General features: G+C 53.0%; 21 protein-coding genes. 16 read left to right on the top strand and 5 right to left on the bottom strand.

Annotated elements, in window-relative coordinates; genetic code table 11:
- Nucleotides 1-195: 195 nt before the first annotated feature.
- The 3 genes from ACRBCU_RS16635 to ACRBCU_RS16625 all read left to right on the top strand — a co-directional run bounded on the left by ACRBCU_RS16635 (nt 196) and on the right by ACRBCU_RS16625 (nt 6,431).
- Entirely contained in the window at nt 196-3,174 is a 2,979-nt protein-coding gene (locus tag ACRBCU_RS16635; RefSeq protein WP_431366514.1) for a calcium-binding protein, read from the top strand.
- A 161-nt stretch (nt 3,175-3,335) separates the two neighbouring features.
- Entirely contained in the window at nt 3,336-4,409 is a 1,074-nt protein-coding gene (locus ACRBCU_RS16630) for a DUF2855 family protein (protein ID WP_431366513.1), read from the top strand.
- A gap of 273 nt (nt 4,410-4,682) precedes the next feature.
- Nucleotides 4,683-6,431, top strand: a complete 1,749-nt coding sequence (locus ACRBCU_RS16625) for a sugar phosphorylase (RefSeq protein WP_431366512.1) — start codon at nt 4,683-4,685, stop codon at nt 6,429-6,431.
- Here ACRBCU_RS16625 and ACRBCU_RS16620 read toward each other — a convergent pair.
- Nucleotides 6,428-7,648, bottom strand: a complete 1,221-nt coding sequence (locus ACRBCU_RS16620) for a glycosyl transferase (protein WP_431366511.1) — start codon at nt 7,646-7,648, stop codon at nt 6,428-6,430. The two genes, ACRBCU_RS16625 and ACRBCU_RS16620, sit on opposite strands and share 4 nt — an antisense overlap.
- Before the next feature lie 18 nt (nt 7,649-7,666).
- Nucleotides 7,667-8,446, bottom strand: a complete 780-nt coding sequence (locus tag ACRBCU_RS16615; RefSeq protein ID WP_431366510.1) for an HAD-IIB family hydrolase — start codon at nt 8,444-8,446, stop codon at nt 7,667-7,669.
- A gap of 135 nt (nt 8,447-8,581) precedes the next feature.
- On the opposite strand from ACRBCU_RS16615, the gene ACRBCU_RS16610 reads away from it, so the two are divergent.
- From ACRBCU_RS16610 to ACRBCU_RS16560, 11 genes are all read left to right on the top strand, one after another.
- Nucleotides 8,582-9,532 (top strand): LysR family transcriptional regulator, encoded by a 951-nt coding sequence (locus ACRBCU_RS16610; protein ID WP_431366509.1) that lies wholly within the window; start codon nt 8,582-8,584, stop codon nt 9,530-9,532.
- A gap of 110 nt (nt 9,533-9,642) precedes the next feature.
- The gene (msrB, locus tag ACRBCU_RS16605) at nt 9,643-10,086 is read left to right on the top strand and encodes a peptide-methionine (R)-S-oxide reductase MsrB (RefSeq protein WP_431366508.1); all 444 of its coding nucleotides are present in this window, start codon (nt 9,643-9,645) and stop codon (nt 10,084-10,086) included.
- A complete protein-coding gene (gene msrA, locus ACRBCU_RS16600) occupies nt 10,086-10,592 on the top strand; it encodes a peptide-methionine (S)-S-oxide reductase MsrA (RefSeq protein ID WP_431366507.1) in 507 nt (168 codons plus the stop codon). Before msrB ends, msrA begins: the two co-directional genes overlap by 1 nt.
- 98 nt (nt 10,593-10,690) lie before the next feature.
- On the top strand, nt 10,691-11,191 hold the full coding sequence (locus ACRBCU_RS16595) for a peroxiredoxin family protein (protein ID WP_431366506.1): 501 nt from the start codon (nt 10,691-10,693) through the stop codon (nt 11,189-11,191).
- Nucleotides 11,192-11,252: 61 nt separating this feature from the next.
- Nucleotides 11,253-12,734 carry a protein adenylyltransferase SelO gene (locus ACRBCU_RS16590; protein ID WP_431366505.1) on the top strand — a complete coding sequence of 494 codons (1,482 nt, stop codon included), beginning with the start codon at nt 11,253-11,255 and terminating at the stop codon, nt 12,732-12,734.
- Nucleotides 12,735-12,746: 12 nt separating this feature from the next.
- Nucleotides 12,747-14,156 carry a mercuric reductase gene (locus tag ACRBCU_RS16585; protein WP_431366504.1) on the top strand — a complete coding sequence of 470 codons (1,410 nt, stop codon included), beginning with the start codon at nt 12,747-12,749 and terminating at the stop codon, nt 14,154-14,156.
- Nucleotides 14,153-14,689 carry an N-acetyltransferase gene (locus tag ACRBCU_RS16580; RefSeq protein ID WP_431366503.1) on the top strand — a complete coding sequence of 179 codons (537 nt, stop codon included), beginning with the start codon at nt 14,153-14,155 and terminating at the stop codon, nt 14,687-14,689. The genes ACRBCU_RS16585 and ACRBCU_RS16580 overlap by 4 nt, the downstream gene beginning before the upstream one ends.
- Nucleotides 14,686-15,150 carry a carboxymuconolactone decarboxylase family protein gene (locus ACRBCU_RS16575; RefSeq protein ID WP_431366502.1) on the top strand — a complete coding sequence of 155 codons (465 nt, stop codon included), beginning with the start codon at nt 14,686-14,688 and terminating at the stop codon, nt 15,148-15,150. The genes ACRBCU_RS16580 and ACRBCU_RS16575 overlap by 4 nt, the downstream gene beginning before the upstream one ends.
- Before the next feature lies 1 nt (nt 15,151).
- Nucleotides 15,152-16,363, top strand: coding sequence for a cation:proton antiporter (locus ACRBCU_RS16570; RefSeq protein WP_431366501.1), 1,212 nt, complete (start codon nt 15,152-15,154; stop codon nt 16,361-16,363).
- 29 nt (nt 16,364-16,392) lie between these two features.
- Nucleotides 16,393-16,836, top strand: a complete 444-nt coding sequence (locus tag ACRBCU_RS16565) for a hypothetical protein (RefSeq protein WP_431366500.1) — start codon at nt 16,393-16,395, stop codon at nt 16,834-16,836.
- Entirely contained in the window at nt 16,833-17,324 is a 492-nt protein-coding gene (locus ACRBCU_RS16560) for a peptide-methionine (S)-S-oxide reductase (protein ID WP_431366499.1), read from the top strand. The genes ACRBCU_RS16565 and ACRBCU_RS16560 overlap by 4 nt, the downstream gene beginning before the upstream one ends.
- 86 nt (nt 17,325-17,410) lie before the next feature.
- Here the strand turns inward: ACRBCU_RS16560 and ACRBCU_RS16555 are convergent, their stop codons facing one another.
- The 3 genes from ACRBCU_RS16555 to ACRBCU_RS16545 all read right to left on the bottom strand — a co-directional run bounded on the left by ACRBCU_RS16555 (nt 17,411) and on the right by ACRBCU_RS16545 (nt 20,722).
- The gene (locus ACRBCU_RS16555; protein ID WP_431366498.1) at nt 17,411-17,866 is read right to left on the bottom strand and encodes a MarR family winged helix-turn-helix transcriptional regulator; all 456 of its coding nucleotides are present in this window, start codon (nt 17,864-17,866) and stop codon (nt 17,411-17,413) included.
- A gap of 120 nt (nt 17,867-17,986) precedes the next feature.
- Entirely contained in the window at nt 17,987-18,400 is a 414-nt protein-coding gene (locus ACRBCU_RS16550) for a RidA family protein (RefSeq protein WP_431366497.1), read from the bottom strand.
- Nucleotides 18,401-18,436: 36 nt separating this feature from the next.
- Nucleotides 18,437-20,722 carry a bifunctional salicylyl-CoA 5-hydroxylase/oxidoreductase gene (locus ACRBCU_RS16545; protein ID WP_431366496.1) on the bottom strand — a complete coding sequence of 762 codons (2,286 nt, stop codon included), beginning with the start codon at nt 20,720-20,722 and terminating at the stop codon, nt 18,437-18,439.
- 223 nt (nt 20,723-20,945) lie between these two features.
- Between ACRBCU_RS16545 and ACRBCU_RS16540 the strand changes: the two genes are divergently transcribed.
- Together ACRBCU_RS16540 and ACRBCU_RS16535 are read left to right on the top strand one after the other, a co-directional pair.
- Nucleotides 20,946-21,995 (top strand): peptidase M29, encoded by a 1,050-nt coding sequence (locus ACRBCU_RS16540; RefSeq protein WP_431366495.1) that lies wholly within the window; start codon nt 20,946-20,948, stop codon nt 21,993-21,995.
- A gap of 20 nt (nt 21,996-22,015) precedes the next feature.
- The gene (locus ACRBCU_RS16535; RefSeq protein ID WP_431366494.1) at nt 22,016-23,323 is read left to right on the top strand and encodes an acyl-CoA dehydrogenase family protein; all 1,308 of its coding nucleotides are present in this window, start codon (nt 22,016-22,018) and stop codon (nt 23,321-23,323) included.
- Nucleotide 23,324: the final 1 nt, after the last annotated feature.

The raw sequence follows: 23,324 nt of genomic DNA, 5'->3' as shown, positions 1-23,324 counted from the left end.
GAAGCCGTTTAAAAGCCATACTCTCTAGCGCCGATATTGGTCGGAAAACTTAATTCTAATTGAGACGCTCAAATTCAAAATATGTTCCTACTCGGCGTTAAACTGCGCTTGCAATCATCTAACGTCACGACTTCCGACTTGTATTTTGAACATTGTTGAACGTAAGCTTAAAAATAATTTGGTGGGGTAAGATTAATGCTGGTTTACATGTCGATTCTGGGCGCAATTGCTGCGAGCGCGACCTATTTTGGTGGCGATACAAACGACACTATTCACGGAACCGAATTCGACGACACGGTTGATGGCGGCGCTGGGGATGACTCGATCCATGGTGGACTTGGGAACGATCTGCTTGACGGTGGTGTGAACAATGATTGGATCCTCGGCGGAAGCGGCGCAGACACAATAGTTGGTGGCTCTGGCGATGATTTTCTTGCAGGTGATGACGGCGATGATGTGATTGATACCGGCCTTGGCATTAACACCGTGTATGCAGGTGAAGGCGACGACACAATTACCTCCGAGGGGTCATGGTCTCAGCTTAACGGGGGAGATGGCCAAGATTGGATTGAAGCAACCAATACAGGATATCGATCCAATTTGCTCGGCGGCGACGGCAATGACGTGCTGATTGCGCGCAATACAAATCCGGCAGCTCATTTGGACGGCGGTGCGGGCGACGACATACTTTTTTCCGACTTCGTTTCCAGCGAAATGACGGGTGGCGAAGGCAGCGATTTCTTTGTCTTAGGAAGCGAAACGGAAGGAGAAGGGTATGAGCCACCGCACATCGTCCATGATTATACATTGGGTATTGATCAACTTGTGATCCCTCTCAGCGAAGGCGAAAGCGCCGAAGATTTCCGTTTCGAAGATCGCACGCAGTATTACGGAACGATGGCACATTTACTCAAAGCCAACGAAGACGGCAGCACTACGATTGTCGCGCGTTTTACTGGGGTCCTTTCGGCGGATATACCGTCGGATGCTATGGTTTTCTTGGCAGAATCTGATTTGGATGCCTTCTTTACGTCTCAAGATGTGAATGGCCCTGATCTGTCTGGCGGCGAGGACTCGGACGGCGGTGATGTTAGCGGCGACAATAGCGGCGATAATAGCGGCGAAGCCGATGGGCCTGATATGACTGAGGGCGTCGATAATTCGAATTCGGGTGTCTTTGGTGGAGCCCAGACTTTAACGGGGACACAATTTGACGACACGCTTTTTGGAGGCCTCGCGAACGATAGTATTTTCGCAAATGCAGGCGATGACTGGATCGCAGGCGATGACGGCTCGGATACGATAGATGGCGATGCGGGTGTAGATACGATCTATGCTGGCGATGGCAATGATCTTGTGCGTGTTGAAGGCAGTGTTAACGAAATTTTTGCGGGCACAGGTGAGGATATCCTTTGGACCACGGGCGGCGCGATCATGACGGGTGGCGAGGGCGGGGATTATTTCCTTGCAGGATCAGATCTGACGCTCGTCACAGATTTCGATCCTGCCGAGGATACAATTGTCGTTCCTTTCGTTACCGACGGCACCTACACATTGGGAGCGGACCCGGAAACGAGCGATACGCAATTGTTGCTGGATGGCGATGTGATCATGCAGCTATCTGGCGTCGCGTCGGGCACCATTGCGCTCTCTGATGTCGCTCTACTTGATGAGGAGGAAACCTACGCTTTCCTCAACAGCCAAGGCGTTGATGGACCGAGCTTGCCAGAGCCAGAGCAAGATCCTTTTGGCGCAACGCTGGGCGATGACAACCTAATGGGCACCGTTGAAAGTGATCTCATTAACGCCTTGGGTGGAAGCGACACGATTGATGGCGATACGGGAGCCGACACGCTTTATGGCGGTGAAGGTAACGATTTGCTGCGTACTGAAGGACGAAACAACGAATTATTCGGCGACGCGGGCGATGATATTTTGTGGAGCACTGGTGGCGGTGAAATGACGGGCGGCGAGGGCGGGGATTACTTCCTTGCAGGTTCAGACCTGACGCTCCTCACAGATTTTGACCCGGTCGAGGATACGATTGTTGTGCCGTTCTCGGGCGACGGTGATTACACCTTGGGTGCGGATCCAGAAACGGGTGATGCCCAATTGCGCCTTGATGGGGATGTGATTCTACAGATTTCAGGTGTCGCGGCAGGCACGATCACAATGTCCGACATTGCATTTCTAGACGAAGAGGAAACCTACGCCTTTCTCAACAGTCAGGGTGTCGATGGACCAAGTTTGCCTGAACCCGAGGTTTCAACCGTTCCAACTGAAGGCGATGATCGTCTTTTGGGCACTGAATTGAGCGACTCAATTAATGCGCTTGGCGGTAACGATACTATTGATGGGGGCGATGGGGCCGATACGCTGGAAGGTGGTTTAGGGAACGATCTCATTTTCGCAGGTAGCGCGTCTGAAGCAGGGGTGATTTCCCGAACCTCCACAGGATACCTGCCGCTTGTCGCAAGTGCTGGAGATCGCCTCATAGGTCATGAAGGTGATGATACCTTAGTAGGGGATATCGCGAACGCTTATCTTTATGGGGGCGACGGTGATGATGTTCTTTATGGCGGCGAGGACGGTCGGCAACTCCTTTTTGGAAACGCAGGTGATGACATACTTGTGGGCGGGAATGGCATCAACCAAGTTACGTCGTGGGGCGTTGGGGGCGTCTACAGCTCGGGCTCCTACATGTATGGCGGCGAAGGTGATGACGTTCTGGTGAATAACTCAGGGTATGGCATTGGCCATCCGCTGGCTGTTCGTGCGGGGGCAATTGGCGGGGAGGGCGCTGATGTGTTCATTGATCAGGTCGGCGGGTCACGAATGAGCATTGACGATTTTGACCGCGAAGAAGATATCATCATCTTGACTGTGCCAGACGGTACGGTCTTGCCAGCAAACGGCGGCTTGGAGTTTTCATACCAGAACTATGTTGCCCATAGTCGCTATCTTCTGGCCCAATCTGACCTGCTCATAACGGTAAGGGACGTTGATGGCGTAAGCCACTCGGGCGCTAAGCTCGTAGACTTCCGCGAAATTAGATATTCTCCAAGCATGCAATCCATGCAAGCGACCAGCAATCCCTTTGACGCAGGCGCAGTTGTGGTCATGACCCAAAGCGAAGCTGAAACCTATTGGGAGCCAAAACCAATCAGTGCGTAAGTTTCGGTTTCTGCGCTCTGAGTTTTTGAGAGGCGGTAACTTTCATAAAGGGCGAGGAGGCTGTCTTGCGCCTAAACACGGGGAATATCTGACGTAGCGAAACTCTTCTGACAGGCGCGCTGGTTGTGGCAGGGGGGGGCATCCAAAAAGGAACTTATGCCGTGTCTGATGTAACCCAAGTCCTAACGCGCACCGATAAAATCACAGAGCAAAAACTTGTAACTGTGCCCTCTACTGCCTTGTGTGACGGACAAGCGCGGTTACGGATAAAGCAGTTCGCGCTCACGGCGAACAATGTGACCTACGCTGCATCAGGATTTGCAATTGGGTACTGGAAGTTCTTTCCAACGGGCCAAAAAGACTGGGGTCTGGTGCCCGTTTGGGGCTTTGCCGAAGTGGTTGAAAGCAAATCTGACGTGGTTTCGGTTGGGGAGCGTTTCTATGGATTTTATCCGCTTGCATCCGAATTGGTGATGCAGCCTGTTGCCCATGGCAGCAACGCGGTGCGCGATGTTGCACCGCACCGCGTGGATTTACCGACGGTTTATAATATCTACTCTCGTGCATCCTCCGCTCCGAAAAGCAGCGATCCGTATCAAGCTTTGATGCAGCCGCTGATAGCGACGTCCTATTTGCTGTATGACTGGTTGATGGATAACAACTGGTTTGAAGCCAAGCAGATCATTGTTGGTTCAGCCTCGTCTAAAACGGGGTTGGGCTTGACCGCCTTCTTGTCGAAACACACAGACAAGCCCTTCAACGTTGTTGGGCTGACGGGTAAAGGAAACGCTGAATTCGTCGAAGAGTTGGGGTTTTGCGATCAAATCGTTAGCTATGACGCTGTAGAGACGCTTGATCAGGTCGCGTCGGTTTATGTGGATATGGCGGGCAACGGGGACGTGAAGAAACGTCTTCATGAACGTTTGGACGGAAATTTAAAGCACTCTTCAGCTGTTGGCATTTCCCATTGGGATCAGTTCGCTCCGCAAGTAAAAGTCGCGGGGCCAAAACCTGAGTTCTTTTTCGCCCCTAGCCAAATAGAAAAGCGCAAGAACGAGTGGGGTAAAGGCGTCATTGATCGGAAAATCAGCGAAGCCACACAGATGATCGTTCAAGACGCAGCGCGCTGGCTGACCTTGGAAACACATCAAGGGTTGGAAGCCGCGATGACCCCTTACGCAGCTTTGGCGTCGGGCACAGCAAATCCAAAGATTGGACATGTGGTCGAGGTTTAACTTGGCCGCGGCGAAACTGCACATTTAGAGAATGGCAGTCGAGCAAAGGCTGATCGAGAATCCGCGTCTGCTGTTCTTGTCAAAGGCCCGCGTTGTGAGCGCGCATTTCTATGCGCGACTTTGAGATTTTTGCTTGGATAATAAGCATCTTTTGGGGCGATGCGAAAAGTTTCCTGTGTGCAAGGACTACGAGACCCTTGAGAGGTCGCAAAGGTGATTTGAATTGGCCTATGCTGCCTCAAATGAAGTTGAGGAAGCCGCGAGTTCACCCTGATGAAAGACCCTGCACGTTCGCTTGGCCAAAAGCTCACATTGCTTTTGGAGCAGATTTACCCCGATCTTGACGGCGCAATCCTGTCCAGCATGGTCATTGATGCGTTTTGGCCCGATGGGATGGGCAGGCGCCAACGTGGGCGTGTGCGCGGCAACGCGCTTTGGTCGCAAAAGGATGCGCTGCTGATCACCTACGGAAATTCGATTGTCGATGGCATGCACAAGCCGCTTGATCTGCTGTCTGATTTCCTCGCAACCTATCTAGATGGCACGCTGAACGCCGTGCATATTTTGCCATTCTTTCCATACACGTCCGATGACGGATTTGCCGTGTCTGATTTTCGCAGCGTTAACCCGCAACTTGGCGATTGGGCCGATATCAACCGGATTGGTGAAGACTTTACCCTAATGTCAGACTTGGTGCTCAATCACGTTTCAAGTCAGGGCACGTGGTTCAATGCCTATCTTCAGGGACAGGCCCCATACGACAAGTTCTTCTTTGAGGCCTCTCCTGAGGACGATTTGCGCGATGTGGTGCGCCCGCGCACGACGCCCTTGCTGCGCGAGGTCGAGACGAACATGGGGACCAGGCATGTTTGGTGCACCTTTAGTCACGATCAGATTGATCTGGATTTCCGTAATCCCGAAGTGCTTTTAGAGTTTTTGCGGATCATCCGTCTGCATGTGGACAACGGGGTGCAGATCATTCGCCTCGATGCGGTGGCATTTTTGTGGAAAGAGATTGGCTCTGCCTCGATCCATCTGCCGCAAACCCATGCCGTCATCAAGCTGATGCGCCTGTTGTGCGATTTCGCTTCAGAGAAAATCATTCTGCTGACTGAAACCAACGTGCCAAAGGCCGAAAATCTGAGCTATTTTGGCGCCGGAGATGAAGCGCACGCTATCTATAATTTTCCGCTACCACCGTTGATCTTACATGCAATGATGTCAGGCAACGCGCACTACCTGCGGCAATGGCAACGGGCGATGCCACCTGCGCCAATGGGATGTGCTTATCTCAATTTTACCGCCAGCCATGACGGGATCGGCATGCGCCCCGCAGAAGGGTTACTGCCTGAGGACGAAAAGCATAAAGTCATTGAAACGGTCAAAGATCTTGGTGGATTGGTTTCAATGCGCACTATGCCGGATGGGAGTGAAAGCCCATATGAGCTAAACACCACTTTTTATGATGCGATGTCGCGCACGTTCTCTGGGCCAGATGCATATCATCATGCACGGTTCATCTGCTCACAAACCATAGTCATGTCGCTAGAGGGCATACCCGCCTTTTATATCCATGCAATGCTGGCCACCGCCAACGATCACGACAGCGTAGAAAAGCGTGGAATGAACCGTGCGATTAATCGCCACCGCTGGGATTATCCAAAGCTGCAAGCGGCCCTGCGCGATCCTCAAACCGTCCATGCGCGCGTCTTGAAAGACCTATCGACGCGTTTGAAAGTCCGCCAAAAGCAAGCGGCGTTCCATCCAAATGCCACGCAGTTTACTGTGAATATGGGGGATGATCGGGTCTTTGGTATTTGGCGGCAAAGCCTTGATCGCGGCCAATCCATTTTTGCGCTCCATAATGTCAGCGATGTGGATGTGACTGTGCCCTCCGCCGCGCTTAACCTAATTGAAGATCAACATTGGGTCGATTTGCTGAGCGGAGAGACTATAGACGCCATGGCGCCTGAACTCATTGTCGCCCCTTACCAGTGCATGTGGATTAGCAATCAGACTTAGACGAACTCTGCCTCATCAGCGGCAGCAGCGGCCTGTAGTTCATTCAGAAAGTTCGGATCTGCTGAATGGATACGGTTCCATGTGGCGATGAACGGTGTCTCATGAGGGTTATCCAAAAAGAACTGGCCAGCACGCATGATATTCTCGGCAAAAAGCTCGATTGCACGTTCTTCTTTGTGGCGGTCAATGCTGAGGCCATTCATCTTGGCATCGTTGTAATAGGCCTCCATCACATCAAGCGCGCAGCGATAATAGGTGGCTTTGAGGGTGCGAAATACATTCGGGGTGAATACCGTGCCATCGGCAGCGAGCTTGCGAAAAATGGCTTTGCAAATGTCAGTGGACATCCGGCTAAGGCCAGCATTTGCATCGTCTTCACTTAGTACTTGGTGTTTGTGGTCGTATTGATCTGCGATCTCTACCTGACAGACCGCTTGCGGCGCCAGATTGCGCCAAGCCTCCGACAAGATACCAATCTCAAGCCCCCAATCCGAAGGGATGCGCAGATCGGGCAACATAGTCGTGCGCATGGCAAATTCACCTGACAACGGATAGCGGAAGCTGCGCAAATAATCGATGTAATCGCGATCGCCCACGACCTTCTTCAACGCGATCAACAAGGGGCTGACCAGCAAGCGTGTCACGCGCCCGTTCAAGCGGTCTTGGCCCACGCGGGCATAATACCCTTTGGCGAGTTGGTAAGGGAAATTTACATTTGCCACCGGATAGATCAGTCGGGCCAGCAATTCGTTGGTGTAGGTGACAATATCGCAGTCATGGATCGCCATGACTGCGCTGTCCTGACAGCCGATGAGATACCCAATGGCCGTCCAGACATTTTTTCCCTTACCTGGCTCGGAAGGGGCCAATCCCATGCTTGAGAGCTTCTCTCCCAGCGCCAGCATCCTCGGGCTGTCATTCCATATCACGATATGGTTCTGGTTCAGCTTTTTGAAGAACTCTTTTGCATAGCGGTATTGTGCTTCGTCCGCGCAGTCCAAGCCGATGATGATGCGATGGAGGTAGGGAACACGGGATAACTCATCCAAAATGCGCGGCATCGCATCTGTTTCCAGTTCGGAATACAGGCACGGCAGCACAAGAGACATTTTACGGGTCTGGGCAAAGGCCTCAAGTTCGGACGTAAGCTCGGCAACAGAGCGCGTTCGCAGGTTGTGAAGCGTTGTTATGTTCCCATTTTGATGAAAGTCCGCCATCGGTATTTGTCCTTGCTCTCAATTTAGCTGCGCGAGGTGCGCAAGTATTGCCGTGTTCCATCCCTGTGGCCCCACGTCAGTGGTGCGGATGATCCGGCCTGATTTTTCACCACTCAACAAGGGTAGGGGCGCTCTGTGAGGATTTGCAATTATCACGCCATAATCAGCGTGCTCGATCATCTCCGCGTCATTGGGAGCATCCCCAAGGGCTATGGTCTGGCGCGGCGCAAAACGGGAAATTATCTGCGCCATCTGATCGGCTTTTGTCTTGCCAAATGAAAGCGTTAAAAATCGGCCTCCCTCACGGGCAGATACGCCTTTTTCCTTTAATTTCTGAATAAACTCGGCCTTTTCCTCATCCGTGCCGGACAAAATCCCCGGCTCTGAAAAAGCGCGTTGTTTGGCGAGCTGGGCATCTTTTGATTGCAAGCCCGTCAGATCGCAAACTTCGGCCACGTCCATATCGCCAAAACCACGAAAGCGCGCATTCGTAGTTGCTCTTATTTTAGTCACTTTGGCGCGCAATTGGGCATATTCAGAACCGCAAAATGCTGCTTTTGCATTCGCTTCTAGCACGCCTGCACCATTCTCAACGATCGCAGGCCAATCCTGAAGGCCCATTTCTTGGCGCAATTGGGTAATCTCGGGCGCGGTCTTGCTGCTGGCAAGAACCACACCAGCGCCCATGTGAGCAAGGCGATCAAGAGCAGGTTGCGCCGCGTTCCAACGGTAGTCACGGTGCGATAAAAGGGTTCCGTCCAGATCAGTGAATACAAGGAGGGGTATTTCGGATTGCATGGAAGTAAGACTGAGATCTGAAGTAAGTGAGTGCAACCGATATCGAGAAACACTTGGCGCGTTGAAAGTGCGGAAAGGATCACAAGCCGAAACCAAATTTGCCGTGAGGTTTAGAAGGCTGACAAGGGTCACAGATTGCCGCATAATCGCCCTTCAACCCTTACGTGGGGACACCAAGACAATAACGTGAAGGCCGCTTGGGAAAAGATGGATATCAATCAAATCACTTACTTTCTGCACCTTGCAGATACGCTTAACTTTACCGAAGCGGCGCGGCGCAGCGGTGTAACGCAACCGAGCTTGACCAAATCCATCCGCAAACTCGAAGAAGAACTTGGTGGCCCGCTTATCTACCGCGATGGCAAGGATAGCAGGTTAACCGCACTTGGGCGTGAAATTCAGGTCGAATTCATGCGCATCGACACTGGCTTAATGAACGTGCGTGAGCTTGCTGAAAATTCGGTTCGTGGGCGTCGACGCGTTCTGTCAATCGGCGTTGCGCCCACAATTGCGCCGAATGCGTTCACTGGCTTTTTCCAGCACGTTTTAACCCAGCTTCCCAGCATTGAGATCAACGTGCATACGCTGCAAGCGGATGAAGGCGCCGCAGAGGTTCTGTCGGGCAAGTATGATGCCTGCATTTTGCCAAGCGCACCTAAAGAGAACCTCAAGCTAAACATTCAAACACTGTTTCGCGAACGCTACTTGCTTGGGTTTGCAAAGGGGCATGCGTTGACGCGCTTTGATGAGGTTCCCGTAGAGCAAATGGCGCGTGAGCCTTATGTTGATCGCCTTGCGTGCGAGTTTCGCAGCCAGATCATTGCGCACTTCATGGACCGTGATGTCTTGATGCACCCGCGATTTAGCTCTGAGCGTGAGGATTGGGTTCAGCATGTTGTGGCCTCTGGGAGTGCCGTTTGTATCATGCCGGAACGGTCTTGCACTGTTGCGGGCATTGATGCGCGCCCTGTGGCTACGCTGGATATGTCACGCGATATTGTCCTCGTCAGTGTGTCGGGTAACGGTACATTGTCAGAGTTGCGCCAGACCATGAGCATGGCTGCTGCTTATCAGTGGTCAGAGTAGATTTTCTAATCATTTTGCAGGCATAGAAACTATAGTCGCTGGCTATTGGTAAAGCTTATGCGTGCTCGCTATCTCTATTCCAACGAAGAACGGAACAGAGGAACAGCGATATGAAATACGCAAAAACCCAAGACGCCTTGGACAAGCTAACACCTGAGCAGTTTCGTGTGACGCAAGAAAACGGCACCGAGCGCGCGGGAACTGGCCCCCTGACGAGCAATAAGGAACCGGGCATCTACGTCGACATCGTCTCAGGCGAACCTCTCTTCGCCTCGTCCGACAAGTTCGAGTCCGGTTGTGGCTGGCCCAGCTTCACCAAACCGATCGTTTCGGAGCATGTAACAGAGCACAAGGATGTCGGATTTGGCATGGTGCGTACTGAAGTGCGCTCGAAGCACGGCGACAGCCACCTAGGGCACGTGTTCCCTGATGGGCCGCGCCATACGGGCGGTCTGCGCTACTGCATCAACTCCGCGAGCCTACGGTTCATCCATCGCGATGCAATGGAAGAAGAAGGCTACGGCGAATTTTTGAATCAAGTGGAGGACATATAATGACAGAACGTGCAATTTTTGCTGGCGGTTGCTTTTGGGGCATGCAGGATTTGATCCGCAAACGCGCTGGCGTGGTTTCAACGCGAGTTGGTTATACGGGCGGTGATGTGAAATTTGCGACCTACCGCAATCACGGCACGCATGCCGAAGGGATCGAGATCGTATTTGATCCTGAAAAGACCAGCTATCGCGAGTTGTTGGAGTTTTTCTTTCAAATTCACGACCCGACAACTCCGCTGCGACAAGGGAATGACCGCGGAACATCGTACCGCTCGGCAATCTACTATGTGAATGATGCTCAGCGCGTTGAGGCGTTGAATACGATTGCGGATGTCGATGCCTCGGGGCTTTGGCCCGGCAAGGTCGTGACCGAAGTCGAACCCGCCGGTGATTTCTGGGAAGCCGAGCCAGAGCATCAGGATTACCTGCTGCATCGGCCAAACGGCTATACCTGCCACTTCGTGCGCCCCGATTGGGTTCTGCCACGACGTGAAGCGGCCGAATAACGAAGTCGCCGACTTAACCTGTCAAACATTCCCTCCGCGGGGTGCGGAGGGAAACACCACAAATGGACTCAGACACAGGTCTGACGAAAGGAGAGACTATGCAATTTGGTTCCCTTAACGGCCCAGCCCATGAACTGCGTGTTGAAAAATGGATCGACGCAGAAGGCAACCCGATGGAAACGCCGCTGAAATTGGCGGATCTCGGGGACGGGTACAAAATCATCTATTGCTTCCAGCATTGGTGCCCCGGCTGTCATTCTCGCGGGTTCCCGACTTTGAAGTATTTGAATGACAACCTCAAAGACAAAGGGTTCAGCTTTGCCGTGATCCAAACAGTCTTTGAAGGTTCTGACGTCAATACGTTCGATAAGTTGCGCGTTAATCAGGAACGATACGGCCTGAAGCTTCCCTTCGGGCATGATGTTCCAGCAGAGGGCGAACGCCACCCGACGTTTATGGAAGACTATGTGTCTGGCGGCACGCCTTGGTTTACGGTCATCGATCCGCAAGGAAACGTTGTTTACGCGGATTTCCGGATTGATCCAGTGCGCTTTATGAAGGCGCTTGGCGCGGATGATGTCGAATTTACCGACGCATAACATTTCTTTGGCGGGGCTGATTTTGGCCCCGCCACTCCCTTTGATATGAGTAGGCAACGCGATGACAAACCATGATCCGAAGTTCGACTTCGACAATACATATGCCCGCGAGTTGGAAGGCTTCTATGTGCCATGGCAAGGCGCGAAGGCACCTGCGCCAACGATCGTCCAGTTCAATGACGAGCTCGCCGATGACCTAGGCCTCGACAGTGACGCTTTAAAAACCGCGGATGGCGCTGCCATTTTTGCCGGCAGCGTGGCTCCTGACGGCGCAGCGCCGCTGGCCCAAGCATATGCAGGGCATCAATTCGGCGGTTTTTCGGAGCAGCTGGGGGATGGCCGCGCTTTGCTGCTAGGCGAATTATTGGACAAAGAAGGCGCGCGCTTTGATCTGCACCTAAAGGGTTCGGGCCGCACTCCGTTTTCGCGTGGCGGTGATGGGAAGGCTGTGCTTGGTCCAGTGTTGCGCGAATACCTGATGGGCGAAGCGATGCATGCTCTTGGCGTGCCAACAACGCGGGCCTTGGCGGCGGTTACAACGGGCGAAGAGGTTGTGCGCGACGGGATGAAACCCGGCGCGGTTCTTGCTCGGATCGCGTCTAGCCATCTGCGGGTTGGAACGTTCCAATTCTTTGCTGCCCGTAAAGAATGGGACAAGGTGCGCCAATTGGCAGATTATGCCATTGATCGCCACTATCCTGAACTCGCGCAAACAGACGACAAGTACCTCGGCTTTTTGTCGGCTGTTTTAGAAAATCAGGCGCAGCTTGTCGCCAAGTGGCTTCATTTGGGATTTGTGCATGGGGTCATGAACACGGACAACATGACGATCTCAGGAGAGACAATTGATTATGGGCCCTGCGCCTTTGTGGATGAGTATGACCCTAAGGCCGTATTCAGCTCGATCGACAGGGACGGGCGTTATGCCTTTGGCAACCAGCCGGTGATTGCCCAGTGGAACCTGACTCGGCTCGCTGAGACTTTGTTGCCGTTGATTGATGCCGACGACAGCGAAAACGCAATCAGGCTTGCGACAAATGTCATCAATACATTCGTCGGGCGTTATACAGAGATCTGGACGAACGGAATGCGCGCTAAAATCGGACTGGCGTCCGTTGAGGAGGGCGACGGAGACCTGATCAATGACATGTTCACCGCGATGGACGGGCAAAAAGTGGATTACACACTGTTCTTCCGCCACCTAGCGCATGCAGCGCTTGGCAAAAATGACGAAGTGATTGCGTTGTTTGAAGACGGTACAAAATTTGAAAGCTGGCTGACCCTTTGGCAAGATCGGCTTTTGCGTGATCCGCTTGATCCAAGCGCGCGCGCCAAAGCAATGAACAAGGTGAACCCGATCTATATCCCGCGCAATCATCGCGTCGAAGAAGCTCTTGTCGCGGCTGAGGCAGATGATTTGGCACCATTCACCAAGCTGCTCGAGGTCTTGAGCGACCCGTTCACCAAGCGCGCTGGGCTGGACGCATATGAAGGCCCTGCACCCGAAGGGTTCGGCCCATACAAAACATTCTGCGGTACTTAGGAGGACGCAACAATGACGAAACACTATGACAGTGCGATTATCGGATCGGGCCAAGCAGCGCCCGCTTTGTCAGTAGCCCTCGCTAAGCGCGGAGAAACTGTTGCGTTGATCGAAGGCGCGCAGCTTGGTGGCTCTTGTGTCAACGCTGGCTGCACTCCGACCAAAACTTTGCGCAAGTCAGCGCGCGTCGCACATATGGCGCGGCGTGCCAATGACTTTGGCGTTCATACGGGCGAGGTAACAGTTGATTTCGGGGCTGCGATGGCTCGTATGCGGGGGCGGGTTGATACCGCACGGCGTGGGCTGACGGCGTGGCTTAAACGAACGAAAAATCTCGACATCATCGAAGGGTGGGGCGCGTTTGAAGGGCGCGAAGACGGCAAGTTTGTCCTGAAGGCTGGTGAGACCCGACTGACGGCGGACAAAGTCTATATTAATACCGGGACACGCGCGTTCACGCCGCCAGTGCGTGGGCTCGAAACGGTTCCTCATCTCGATAACGTTGGCCTTTTGGCGTTAAGCGAATTGCCAAGCCACCTAATTGTGGTCGGTGGTAGCTATATCGGGCTGGAGATGGGGCAGATTTTCCGCAGGCTTGGATCAGAGGTTACGATCATCAATAGTGCGCCGCGCCTTGCGTCGCGTGAGGATGCGGACGTTTCAAAGATCATTCAAGAGTTTCTGGAGGATGAAGGGGCGACGATCGTCAATGACGCGACTATTGCAAAGGTCGAACCATCCAGCAAAGGCGCTACGCTGATTTTGACAGATGGATATAGCTTTGAGGGGTCCCATATTCTGTTTGCGACAGGGCGCAGCGCAAATAGTGAGAGGCTCAATTTGGATGCTGTTGGCGTAGAGGCGAATGAACGGGGCTTTATACCAACCAATGCTCAGCTAGAAACCAACGTTCCGGGGATCTGGGCGCTGGGGGATATCAACGCGCGCGGTGCATTTACCCATACTAGCTATCACGACCATGAAATCGTTTTGGCCAATTCGGATGAAAATGCGGGGCCGTTGCATCAGTGGAAGGACGCTGATCAGCGCAGCACGACTTATGCGATGTACACTGATCCACCGCTCGGGCGTGTGGGGATGTCCCTGTCGGATGCGCAAAAAGCGGCAAAGGACGGGCGCACTATTCTGGTCGCAGAAATGGCAATGGGCGATATTTCCCGCGCCAAGGAAGAGGGGGAAACAACGGGTTTGATCCGTTTGATCGTAGATGGAGAAACGGAACAATTCTTGGGCGCAACAGTCTTTGGCATTGCCGGAGACGAGATCATTTCGGTCTTGTCGAACTACATGGCCACAGGCGCAAGCTATCGCTTTATGCAGCAAGCTTTGCCCGTTCACCCGACGATCGCAGAATTGCTTCCTTCAATTCTTGCGGGCCTCAAACCGTTGGAGGTGAAATGAAGCACGCGATAACTCTTTTCGGTGAGCTGCGTTGTCACAAAACCCGTTTCTACCAAACGGCGCTGGAAGAACGTGGTTTGGAATACGAACTGGCGGAAGTTGATAAAGACCCAGAGGCGGCAAAACGTTTGTCTGCAATTACAGGAAGTGCGGACAAATTTCCTACGTTCGAAATTAAGGGGCGCAAACTGCGCAATCCTTCGCTCACCGAACTCGACAAATTTTTGGCGCGCGCTAAGCTATATGATGCGGGTCTTGTCCATGACAAGAAAAGCCAACGTTTCGTGCGCCATATGGCGCCGTCTGACGCCTTTGTCAGTTATTCATGGCAAGGGGATCGGATGGTTCTTGGGCATATCGAAACAGATCCAAGTTTGCGCGGAACTGGGCTTGGCACGCTTTTTGCAACCGAGGTGTTTGAACACCTTGAAAGCGCTCCGCATGAGGTGCGTTTGACCTGCCCATTCCTACGCCGTGTTGGGGCAACACGAAAAAACTGGCGTGAAAAATTTCAATTGAGGGACACCCTATGAGCGACATTACATTCAAAAACACACGGTTTGACCCGGACTTGATCGAGTTTCACGGCATTGCGAAACAAATGGCCAAGTCGGTCGGATATACGGCGAATATGGCGGTTGAAAAGCAGCTGGCGCAATTGCTGCGCCTTCGCGTTGCACAAATGAACGCCTGTTCCTATTGCCTCATTTTGCATACGAAAGCGGCCCATGATCAGGGTATCCACTCCGCAAAAGTCGCCCATCTGCAAAGCTGGCAGGAAAGCACCTTGTTTGATGCCGCTGAACAAGCTGCGCTAGCCTATTGCGAGGCACTGACCGATTATGATCACGCTGGTTTCGCACCAATTCATGACGCGATGAACCCGCATTTTTCTGAAACCGAAATCGCTGAAATTGCTGCAATCGTGATTAATATGAACTTATGGACCAGACTGAAGCTGGCTCAGGGCGCGACACCCGTTCTGGAGGGCTGAAATGGAGGCGATGCACTGGTCAACTGACCTTATTTTGCTGTGTGTTCTTGCGAGTATCTTTATCTATTCGCTTCTCACAAATGCGATTGCGAAGACAATTGTTACCTTGCCAATCATCTTTATGATTGTCGGATACCTCTGCGCTGGGCCGATCGAAAGCTTGGCCGAGCCGGAAATTCTGGATGAGGGCAAACGCTTTTTGGCTGAGATCACATTGGTGCTCGTTCTCTTTTCAGACGCCAGCCATGTTCGGTTTAAAACGTTGCGCCAGAGTTTCGGCATCCCCTTGCGTATGTTGGCGATTGGGCTTCCGTTGACGGTTGGTTTGGGTGTAATTGTTGCCTATCTTTTGAACCCCGAAAGCGGTTTGGCGATGGCGCTTTTGACTGCTGCCGTTTTAGCCCCAACCGACGCGGCGCTTGGCCAAACGGTTGTCTCAAGCTCGGACGTACCCGAAGAGTTGCGCCAGACGATCAATGTGGAAAGCGGGTTGAATGACGGGCTTGTCCTGCCGTTCGTTCTGTTCGGTGCAATTCTTGCATCGGCTGGGATCGAGGGCGCAGCGACCGATGGGCTTGCGACGTCGGCAATGTTGCAAATCATATTGGGACCGATTGTTGGTATTGCCTTTGGTCTCGGGTTTGCCAAGGCGATGGACGTGGCGCAAAACCATGATCTCATGGCCGAAGCCGCTGGGGGCGTCGCATTCCTTGCTGTCGCGTTCTCTGCGTTTATTGGCTCTGAGCTAATTGGCGGAAACGGATTTATTGCGGCCTTTGTTGCCGGCATGGTGTTTGGCAATGCCTACAAACATGAAATCCACTTTATCGGCGAGTTTATGGAAGGCGTCGGGCAGCTTTTGACCATGTTCGCGTTTCTTGTTTTTGGCGCGCTGCTTTTGCCGGACGGTTTGGCGCATATGACATGGCGGGTCGTGGCATTGGCCATTTTGTTCCTGACTGTCGTGCGGATGCTACCGATATGGGTATCGCTCCTTGGGACAGGTCTCGCCCTTCGTGAGAAGCTGTTTCTTGGATGGTTCGGCCCGCGCGGGTTGGCCTCTATTCTGTTCACGCTGATCATGATGGATGAATTTGATTTCCCTGGCGAAGAGGAACTGTTGGCTTGCGTCTCGCTGACGGTTTTCTTGTCGATCATCTTGCATGGCGTCACCGCGGCTCCGCTTTCGAAATGGATCGCGCGCCCTGCCTAAACTAACCCTATTCCAAAAAGGACAAACCGATGGATAAATCCCACGTGAAAGAGACAATGCTTGCGCTGACAGAAGCGGAGCTTGCTCAGGCGGAACAGAAATATCAGGTTTTTCTGGCCGCCGCGCGTTTAGAGCGGAACGAAACGATTGACGATAGCGAGCAGTCACAGGCCGAAGCCGCGGCAGAATTGGCCGCTGCGTTTGATGATAAAGCCCATGATCACGGCGAAAAAATCGCGGTGATCACCGGCATCGACTTTGGCCCAAAAGAAGAGGTGGGCCCCGGCGCAGTCGCAAAGATCGGCAATCGCTATTTGGTTGTTGGCGTATCGACGGCTGCGTTTCAATGTCAGGAGCAAGACTTCATCGGCATATCTACTTCGGCCCCGATTTACGAGGCACTGGAAGGTAAAACAGCGGGTGAGACCTGCACGTTCAATGGTCGCGAGCTTGTCGTGAGCGAAGTCCATTGAGCCAAGATACCATCGGGTTTGGTGGTGGTTGCCATTGGTGCACCGAAGCGGTTTTTCAATCGCTTCGCGGCGTCTCAAATGTGGAGCAGGGGTTTATCAAATCCTTTGCCCCACATGATAACTATTCTGAAGCTGTTGTCGTGACATTTGACGCAGCTCTCATTCCGCTGAAGGTCTTGATCGAGGTGCACTTGCGTACTCATGCCAGTACGTCGCAACACAAAATGCGCGCTAAATACAGAAGCGCGATCTACGTGTATTCGAGCGCGCAAGCTGACAGCGTTCAACGCCATGTAAAAGAAGCACAAGGTGATTTTGATCAGCAGATTGTGACCATGACGCTTGCATTTAATGGCTTCAAAGCTTCGCCAGAACAGTTCCAAAAGTATTATGAAACCAATTCTGAAAAACCGTTCTGCCGTACCTACATTGATCCAAAATTAAGCGAGATAAGACGGCTGTTCAGTCAATATTCGCCGCAGACATGACCTGCGCCTAGCGTCACGATCCACCAACGGCATTTTCGTATCTCTGTCGCCAAATGAGGTTGGATGTCAGATCGATCTTATGGCTGTCACTTCGCGCCGTTGCGAATGTCTAGCATAATCGAAATGCCGCGCGCGGTGTCTGCGTCTGTGACGCCCGCGAAAATGTCGTTAATCCAGCCGAGGTGCTCGCCTGCAACTTCGAGAACGAACTCTTGGCCTTTTGGCGTAATCTCAACGACAAAGGCTCTGCGATCGGATTCTAAGTTTGTACGCTTCACAAGGCCGTCTTTGACCAATCTGTTGATGATCGTCGTGACATTGCCGTTGGATACGACCAATTGCTCGGACAGGGCGCTCATCTTTATTCCGCCAGGGTTTGCGAGCAAAGTGGCGAGAACATCAAACCGTGGCAGCGTGGTGTCGTAGTTTTCGCGCAATTCATTTCGAAGCCGTGCTTCAACGTTGCGCGTTGCTTTGAGCATTTGAAGCCAAAGACGCAGGCGTTGTTGAGCGAGATTTTCGTCCTGAATTGTGGGTGTCATTAAAAATCCCTGAAACGCGCCGCTCAATGTGTTCAAACACTAATATTTTGCGAGGGCGGGGAAAGCAATGTATGTGTTACTTTCCGATTTTCTGAAACGCCTTTCATGCACAATACGGCGCTATGTGCGCGGCAATACTGCTGTTGCTTCAATTTCAATTCGCGCCTCATCTTCCATTAGCGACGAGACCTCTACAACGGCCATGGCGGGAAAGTGACGCCCGATAATCTCTCTATACGCCGCACCGAAGTTGCGCAGATTGGAGTTATATTCCTGCTTGTCAGTAATATACCACGTGAGCCGAACGAGGTGCTCTGGACCTGCGCCAGCTTCTGCGAGGACGGCGACGATGTTAAGAAGCGTTTGTCGGAACTGACCGACCATGTCTTTTTCCACCCATTCCTGCTGAGCGTTCCAGCCCACCAATCCGCCGGTAAAGATCATTGCACCATCGGCAAGGACACCATTGGCATAGCCTTTTGCTGGTTTCCAACCGTCAGGTTGTAGAAAGGAATGCGGTGTCAAAGTTGTCATAATATGCCCTCAAGCTCGTTTCTTAGGGTTACGCATTCATTGCGCGAGTAGTTTAGCGCGTTCCGCGAGGATTTCCGCCTGACGTTGACCTGATCCATAGGGCTTTGGCCAAGCTTGCTGGGTATCACCAAGTTCAACAGCCGCATGCAGCGTCCAATAGGGGTCCGTCAAGTGCGGACGGGCCAACAGAACAAGATCGGCGCGCCCCGCCATCAGAATGGAATTAACGTGATCGGGTTCATAAATGTTGCCCGCAACCAACGTTGGCAATCCAACATCTTGGCGGACGCGATCGGCAAAGGGTACTTGGAACATGCGCCCGTAAACAGGCTTTTCGCCTTTGTCGGTTTGACCCGAAGACACATTGATCGCGTCGACGCCCGCTTCTTTGAACATCGCAGAAATCGCGACCGCATCGTCAGGATTTATGCCATCTTCCCCCATCCAGTCATGCGCGGAAATGCGTACTGTCATCGGCTTGCTTGCGGGCCAAGTCGCGCGCATTGCGCGGAAAACTTCAAGGGGATAGCGCATGCGGTTTTCTAATGAGCCGCCATATTCATCGCTGCGCTGATTGGTGATTGGCGAAATGAACGAGGCGAGCAAATACCCGTGCGCCGCGTGCATTTCAATCATGTCAAAGTCGGCAGCATTCGCGGCTTTCACCGCCTCAACGAATTGCGCTGTCACCTTATCCATGTCGGCACGATCCATTTCTTTTGGAACGACGTTGCCATCCATCAAGGCGATTGGGGAGGCGGCCATCAATGGCCAAGAGTGATCATCACCAAGCGGTTGATCTATGCCGTCCCACGCAACGCGGGTAGAGCCTTTGCGCCCTGCATGGCCGATTTGTGCACACATACGCGCTTGGGTATGCTCATGGGCAAAGCTGACGAGGCGGGACCACTCGGTGACCTGATCGGGGCCGATGCAAGGACACCCCGGGGTGATCCGACCTTCCATGGACACGCATAGCATTTCAGTAAAGACAAGGCCCGCGCCGCCCTTGGCGCGCTCGGCATAGTGCGAGAAATGCCAATCATTCGGCATGCCGTCCTTGGCCTTGTATTGCGCCATTGGAGAGACGACGACGCGATTGGAAAGGGTCATGTCACGCAGTTGGAATGGCGCAAACATCGGCGCACGCTGCGTGTCTACGCCAGCTTGCTCTTGGAACCAGCTTTCGGCCGAGCCCAGCCATTCAGGATCGCGCAGGCGCAGGTTCTCGTGGCTGATCCGCTGCGAGCGCGTCAGCAAGGCGTAGTTGAACTGCATCATATCTAGCTTCAGGTAGCGTTCGAGCTCTTCAAACCATGTGGTCGAGTTGCGGGCTGCTGATGTAACGCGCAGCACCTGAAGCTTACGTTCTTCTTGATAGTTTTGCAGCGCCGCGCTGACAGACACATCGCTGTTCAATTGATCCGCGAGCATAATAGCGCTTTCCATGCCCAGCTTTGAGCCAGAACCAATCGAGAAATGCGCTGTTGCCGAGGCGTCGCCGAGCAAGACAACATTGTCAAAATACCAGTTCTCACAGGTCACGCGCGGGAACTGAATCCATGCAGAGCCACGAATGTGGTTCGCGTTGGTCATTAGGGAATGGCCGCCCAAGTGCTTGGCAAAGATTGTTTCACAAAGCGCAATGCTTTCGAGCTGTGTGATGTTGGCGAAATTGTAAGCCTCAAAAACTTCAGGAGAGCATTCGACAATGAATGTCGCCGTGTCATCATCAAATTGATAGGCGTGCGCCCAAATCCATCCGTGCTCGGTCTCTTCAAAGATGAAGGTGAACGCATCGTCAAATTTTTGATGCGTTCCAAGCCATATGAAATGGTTGAGGCGCATGTCGATTTCGGGTTTGAACTCGTCCTTATATAGCGCGCGGGTTTGTGAATTCAGCCCATCCGCGCCAACAACAAGATCACAGTCTTGGCGCAGCTTTTCGATGCCCTCTGCCGAGATTTCAGTTTGAAATTTCAACTCAACGTTAAGCGCACGCGCGCGTTCCTGCAAAAGCAAGAGCAGCACTTTACGACCGATCCCAGAAAACCCGTGGCCACTGGAGGTCATGGTTTCATCGCCGCGAACAACTTTCACATCATCCCAATACGCAAAGGCGTCGCGGATCATCTTTTCGGAAACGGGGTCGTTGTCTTCAAAGCTGGACATTGTGTCGTCGGACAGAACCACGCCCCAACCGAAGGTGTCATCATGTCGATTGCGCTCATAGACAGTGATGTTGTGCGACGCATCGCGCAGCTTCATTGAGATTGCAAAATAAAGGCCAGCGGGACCTCCGCCTAAAACAGCGATATCCATATCGAGCATCTCCTAGTTGGGTGAGGGTAGGGTAGTCGGGATGATTTTTATTTCAAGTATAAAATAATTATCCTGCCCGAAAATCCCTAAGATGCTAATTTTATAGCATTTTGCGCTCTCAATTTGCTTTCATAAGCTGGAGGGTCAAACTTTTCCCGGAAAAACGTTTGACAGAATCCGATCCATGGAGAAAGCTTTACTTGATAGTTAAGAAAGTGAAACGATGCTTCAGGAACGAATAGAAGGAAAGTGGCTGGCGTCCTTTCGCCGCGTCTTTGCGCTAAACGGGATCACGAAGGGCACGACCGCGGCGTTGGTGTATGAAACCCAATCGCGTCCGGTGCTGGCACATCTTGCCGAGCTGGCGCTCTACGATCTTGGTGCAGACTTTTGCATGCTCAAGATGGCCTCGCCGCCCCAAACTGCGCCTGTTCCTGTTAAGGGGACTGGGACGTCGCTTGCTATTCAGGGCAATCGCGCCGCGATTGAGGCAATGAAGCAATGCGAGATCATTGTTGATTGCACAGTTGAGGGCATGATCCACTCTCCTGAGTGGCCAGAAATCGAAGAGGCTGGCGCGCGCATTCTTGTTGTCACTAATGAGCATCCTGAAATTCTAGAGCGCACTGAGCCGTTTGCAGAGCTTGGTCCAAAGGTTGATCTGGGTGTCCAGATGCTGCGCGATGCGTCACAGATGCATGTGACCTCTGCTGCTGGAACCGACTTGATCGTCGATCTGAAAGATGCGCCCTGCGGTGGCACGCCGGGATTTGGAACCAACCCCGGCCATGTCGCGCATTGGCCCGGTGGGCTGTGTCTGGCCTTTCCCGGAACGAATGCCGTGAACGGTCGTATCGTCATGGATGTGGGGGATATGAACCTGACATTCAAAACCTATCTGTCCGGGCAAATCGATTTTACGATTGAGAATGATTTCATCACCGAGATCAAAGGCGATGGCATCGATGCTGAACATTTCCGCGACTACATGGAAGCGTGGAATGATCGCGACGCTTACGGGTTTTCCCACGTTGGATGGGGCATGAACCCGACGGCGCGTTGGGTCTCGGGCGCGCTTTATGACAAGCGCGACATGCAGGGCGTTGAGTTCCGCGCATGGGCGGGAAACTTCCTTTGGTCCACGGGGGCAAACCAATATGCGGGCCGCTTTACCGAAGGCCATTTCGATTTGCCGATGCGTAATTGCACAATCGCCTTAGACGGCAAGATCGTCGTTAAAGAGGGCGTTTTACAAGGGGACTTGGTGCTGTAACGCGCCTTGGGAGAACACAAATGAGCACACCAGCAGACTACTACGATCTAGATCGCATTCGCCCCGAAGTTCTGGCGGTTTTGAACCGTATCAACGAGATGGGCCCCAAGTTCGCCGAGCGCGCCTTTGGGATCGATTTTGATGCGAGCTTTCCGACCGAGAATTACAAGGATTTGGCGGCAGAGGGCTTTATGACCCTGACTGTTCCGACTGAATTTGGCGGGCACGGGTTTTCCCTTGGCGAGTACGCCATGGTTGGCGCGGAGATTGGCAAGTATTGCGGCGCAACGGCGCTGACGTTCAACATGCACAACTCTTCCATGATGTGGTCGCGTTTCATGTATGAAATGCCAAACCTCACCGACGAAGATCGCGCCGCGTTCGGTCCTCTGCGCGAGCGACAATTCCGCCGCGCTGTGGAAGAGCAGGGCATCTATAGTCAGCCGATTTCAGAGGCGGGCCAGAACTGGACGTCCAAGCCTGCGCAAACCGAGTGCCGCAAAGTCGACGGTGGCTGGGTGATCAAAGGCGTGAAAAAGTTCGCATCCCTCGCGGGCTATTGTGACTATTACAACATCGTCTGCACGGAACGCTTTGAAGGCATTGAGCCGCGCCATGAAGACACGATGAATTTCGTCATTCACAAGGATGCGCCGGGCCTTGAGGTGCGCGGTGAATGGGATCCGCTTGGCATGCGCGGCACCAATAGCCGCGATTTGATCCTGAACGATGTTTTTGTCTCCGAGGATGATCTCATGATGCCGCGCGGCATCTTTATCAAGACATTGCCCTACTACCCGCACATCATGGCAACGCTTTCGCCGACCTATATGGGCGTGGCGCAGGCGGCTTTTGATTTCACGGTTGATTACCTTCGTGGCGATTTACCGGGACAGCCGCCGATCGACAGGCGAATGTTCACAACCAAACGGCTTGCGGTGTCGAAGATGTACGCGCGCCTTGCACCTGTGCGCGCGCTGTGGTGGCAGGCGTTTTCCGAAGCAAAGGGCTTTCCAACCCAAGCGCAAACCCTGCGCATGTATGCCGCCCAATACAACGTCATGGAGGCTGCGCAGGAAATCGCTGCGCTGGCGATCCGGACCTGCGGCGGTCAGGCAATGCTTAAGACGCTGCCGCTCGAGCGTATCTACCGCGATAGCCGCTGCGGTGCGTTGATGTTGCCCTACACGTCTGAGATCATGGAGGACTATATGTCCGTGCTGACGCTCTATGACGAGGATGAACTCGACGGTGCACCGGGGGACGAACATGGTGCGCGCACCTCGCTGTATCGCGGGGCAGGCGACTACCAAGAATTCGCTGGATAAG

It is taken from the genome of Planktotalea sp., from assembly GCF_050633725.1.
Taxonomy (GTDB): Bacteria; Pseudomonadota; Alphaproteobacteria; order Rhodobacterales; family Rhodobacteraceae; genus Planktotalea.
The sequence above is the reverse complement of the archived record's forward strand: the minus strand, read 5'-3'. Positions and strand labels throughout refer to the sequence as shown.